This is a genomic window from Longimicrobiaceae bacterium, from assembly GCA_035696245.1.
Classification (GTDB): domain Bacteria; phylum Gemmatimonadota; class Gemmatimonadetes; order Longimicrobiales; family Longimicrobiaceae; genus DASRQW01.
The window spans coordinates 1-3892 of the sequence record DASRQW010000208.1 but is presented as its reverse complement, the minus strand read 5'-3'; the positions used below and the strand labels follow the sequence as shown (position 1 = coordinate 3892).

The window sequence follows — 3892 nt, the reverse complement described above, 5'->3', positions numbered from 1 at the left end:
CCTCGGCGTTCACGCCGAACGCGGGGATGATGGGCTCGTCGTTCGCCACGTTCGCGCGCGTGCCCATGATGTACTTCGCCCCCGCCTCCTTGCCCTGCTGGCATTCCGTGTACAGGCTCTCGGAGTAGTGCGTGAAGCTCTCGTGGACCCACATGTCGGCCAGGTCGGCGCTGGTGATGTTGTTGCCGAACCACTCGTGGCCGCTCTCGTGGACGATGATGAAGTCCCACGCCAGCCCCAGTCCCGTGTGCGACAGGTCGCGGCCCAGGTAGCCGTTCTGATAGTGGTTGCCGTACGCCACCGCACTCTGGTGCTCCATTCCCAGGTGCGGCGTCTCCACCAGCTTGTAGCCGTCGGCGTACCACGGGTACGGGCCGAACCAGTGCTCGAAGCAGGCGAGCATCGGCTTCACCTGCTGGAACTGCGCGCGCGCCTTCTCCAGGTTCGCCGCCAGCGGCCAGAAGTCCAGCGTGAGCGTGCCGCCCTCGCCCCGGTACGTGTCGGAGAAGTGCGCGTAGCTGCCCGCGTTCACCGCCACGTCGTAGTTGTTAATGGGGTCCGCGACGAACCACTCGTACGTCGTGGTCCCGTCGCCGTTGTGCTTCGTGCTGCGGAGACGTCCGTTGGATACGTCCACCAGCGGGTCGGGAACGGTGATGGCGATGCGCTGGCTGTCGGGCTCCTCCGTCTGCGTGTCCTTGTTCGGCCACCACGCGCTCGCACCCAGCCCCTGCACGGCCGAAGCGATCCACGTCCCGCCCGCGCTGTCCGCCGTCCACACGATGCCGCCGTCCCAGGGCGCGTGCTTGGCCACGCGCGGCCGGCCGTGATAGTGCACCGTCACCGTCTTGCGCGCGCCCACCGGCTGCGGCGCGGCCATCCGCGCGAAGAACGCGTTCCCGTCACGCCGGAAGCTCAGCCGCCGGCCATCCTGCACGATGCTGTCGATCACCAGCGGCTCCTGCAGGTCGATCTGCATCTCGCGCGCGGGGCCGGCCACGCGGTACGTGATGCCGTTCCAGCCCGCCACGCTGCTGTCCGCCGGGTTCAGGCGGGCGTGCAGGTCGTAGAACGTCACGTCCCACCACGCGCGTTCGGGCGTGATGGAGCCGCGCAGCGTGTCCGCGTGCGTGAACCGGTGCGCGTCCTGTGCGCTCGCGGGCACGGCGCAGGCGAGAAGGCAGGCGATGAGGAAGATGCGTCGCATCGGCAGGATCGGGTCGGGTTGGAGGATTCGGGAGATGCGGGGCGGCCGACGATCTCGCGTCGCCTGCTGCACATCGGCGGATGCGTGGCGGGCACGGTAGATGACCAGCCGCGCATCATCCTCGCTTGTCGCACGTCGTACATCGCACGTCGTACATCAACCGTAGATGCACGGCCGTCTCGATCGGTGCGCGGCTTCGCATCTCCCGAAGTACGTGCCGTTCATCCGCGGATGGACGACGTGGGCGGAAGATGCGGTGCGTCGGCCGGAGATCAGCCGCCGGGGCGGACGTACGTGGCGAACAGGTCGTCCAGCGCGCGTTGTGGCGACTCGCAGATGCCCACGTGGACGGGCGAGCACTGGAGCACGTCGGAGCGCGGCGCGGTGAGCCAGTGGAAGCGCTCGGACGGCGGCGCCAGCGCGACCGGGCCCCACTCCGCGTCGCCCTCGCAGATCCCGCGGCAGGAGCGGAGATACTTCGCCAGAAGCTCCGTGTCCAGGTCCGGCACGCGCGCCGCCAGCTCGGCGGCATCCGTCACCAGGCGGATGCCCACGAAGCCGGCGGTGCGTGCGTGCACGACCACGCCCACGTTCACGAAGGCGCCCAGGTGCACGTGCGGCACCACGCGCAGCACGGCGAAGTTGTAGGCCACGCGGGCCGGCGCGCTCGTCGCGTCGCTCATCGGCGGGCGGAGAGGCTGCGGGGCGGCTCGGACATCGCCCGCTCGCGAGCCTCCACGGCGGATGCGGCGAAGGCGCGGGGGGCGCGCAGGCGTTCGGCGAAGTACCACGCGTACTTGTCGCGCGCCTCGCTCGCCGTCGCGAAGTCGCCCGCCGTCAGCTGCCCGGCGAGCAGCGCGTCCGGCACGGCGGCGAGGACGCGCCGGATCACGTCCTCCGTCAGCACGCCCGAAAGCTCCTCGTCTGCCGCGGCGAGGCCGGCGGCGCGGCGCAGGAGCACGTGGTCCTTGGCGAGAGGGAAGGGGCCGCGGGCGCGCGCCTCGTCCACGCGGCTCCAGTCGTGGTGCGCGTACAGCGCCGCTCCGTGGTCGATCAGCCACGGGCGCCCGTCCCAGATCATCAGGTTCGGGTTGCGCGCCGTGCGGTCCGGGTTGGTCACCAGCGCGTCCAGCCACACCACGCGCGCCGCCAGCTCCGGCGCGATCATCCCGCCCGCCGCCGTGCCGTCGAAGTTGAAGGCGCCGTCCAGGTAGCGCAGGCCCACGTTCACGCCCTGGCTCGCCTTGAGCAGGTCCTGGATCTCCGGGTCCGGCTCGCTCCGGCCGAACTCCGCCGGCACGTCCACCAGCGCCAACTCCGGCACCGGCAGCCCCAGCTCGCCCGCGAGCAGGCCCACGATCAGCTCGGCGACGAGCGCCTTGGGGCCCTGGCCCGCGCCGCGGAACTTCACCACGAACAGCCCGCCCCCGTCCGTGTCGACCACGGCGGGCAGCGAGCCTCCCTCGCGGAGCGGCTGCACGTACCGCATGGCGTTGAACGTCGGCAGTTGGGCCACGCTGAGTCCAGACGAGTGAAGATTGAGGAACCGGTGTTTCTTCGCAGGCGAAGAATCCCATTTCGCCGCCAATTCCCCAACTTCGCGGGAACGATGGGTAGAAAGCAAGCCGCCGGGCGCCGAGCCGCCCGCCGGAGTGGCGTTGTCGCGCATCCGCCGCGATACTCACGCGTCCGCGGAGGAAACCGAAGATGCGCGGCCACACTCCTCGCTCTTCCACGCATCCGCGCATCCGCGCATCCGCATCTCGCCGCGACCGTATCCACAGTGCAGATGAACATCCACCGATCCGCCGAACACGCCCGCGCCGCCAGCAGGGACGCCCCGCCGCGCATCTCCCGAAAGGCCGTGCGCCCTCCGGGCAACTCCTACCGAACGGCTGCGTACGTCGCCTGCGTCGGCTTCGCGCTGCTCGCGAGCGCGGGCGGGCTGCACGCGCAGCAGGCGGCCGGGCGGGTGACGGTGCGCGTGCGGCGCGAGGGTGCGCCGGTCGAGCGCGCCTATGTGCGCTCCGGCGATACCGGCGCGAGCACGGACCGCCGCGGCGACGCGTCGCTGAGGCTTCCCGCGGGCGAGCGGTTGATCGTGGTGCACCACCTCGGCTTCGTGACGGACACGCTGCGGCTGGCGGTCCGCGCCGGCATGGACACGGCCGTGACGGTGCAGCTTCGGGTGCAGGCGGTGGAGGAGCTGGCGATCGTAGCCACCGCCGGCCGCAGCGGCAAGCTGATCACGGACCAGGCCACGCGCGTGGAAGCGCTGCCGCAGGAGGAGATCGAGGAGAACCTCACGCTGTCGCCGGGAGGGCTGACGACGCTGCTGAACGAGCTGGGCGGCATCCGCGTGCGGGCGGCGGCGCCGGGGCTGGGCGGCGCGGGGTTCAGCGTGCAGGGACTGCGCGGCCGCTACACGCAGCTGCTGGCGGACGGGCTTCCGCTGTACGGAGAGCATCCGGACGCGTTCGCCCTCGTGCAGGTGCCGCCGCTGGACCTGGCACAGGTGGAGGTCGTGAAGGGCGCCGCGTCGGCCCTGTACGGCGGCACGGCGCTGGGCGGCGTGGTGAACCTGGTCTCCAAGCGCCCCGGCGGCGACCCGGTGATGCTGCTGAACGGCACCTCGCAGCGCGGCGGCGACGCGGCCGGGTTCGCGGGCGGAAGCCTGGGGCGCGG

Annotated in this window: 4 protein-coding genes; 1 reads left to right on the top strand and 3 read right to left on the bottom strand. The window is 71.6% G+C overall.

The genetic code is table 11. The features are described 5' to 3' along the window. The 3 genes from VFE05_09790 to VFE05_09780 form a co-directional block, all read right to left on the bottom strand. Positions 1-1207 (bottom strand): M1 family metallopeptidase (locus VFE05_09790; GenBank protein HET6230346.1); only part of this gene is annotated, 1207 nt, incomplete at its 3' end. 272 nt (positions 1208-1479) lie between these two features. After that, positions 1480-1890 (bottom strand): DUF3037 domain-containing protein, encoded by a 411-nt coding sequence (locus VFE05_09785; protein ID HET6230345.1) that lies wholly within the window; start codon positions 1888-1890, stop codon positions 1480-1482. Then, a complete protein-coding gene (locus tag VFE05_09780) occupies positions 1887-2723 on the bottom strand; it encodes a HipA family kinase (GenBank protein ID HET6230344.1) in 837 nt (278 codons plus the stop codon). The genes VFE05_09785 and VFE05_09780 overlap by 4 nt, the downstream gene beginning before the upstream one ends. Positions 2724-3071: 348 nt before the next feature. On the opposite strand from VFE05_09780, the gene VFE05_09775 reads away from it, so the two are divergent. Continuing rightward, positions 3072-3892: TonB-dependent receptor plug domain-containing protein (locus tag VFE05_09775; GenBank protein HET6230343.1), on the top strand; the 821-nt coding region annotated here is incomplete at its 3' end.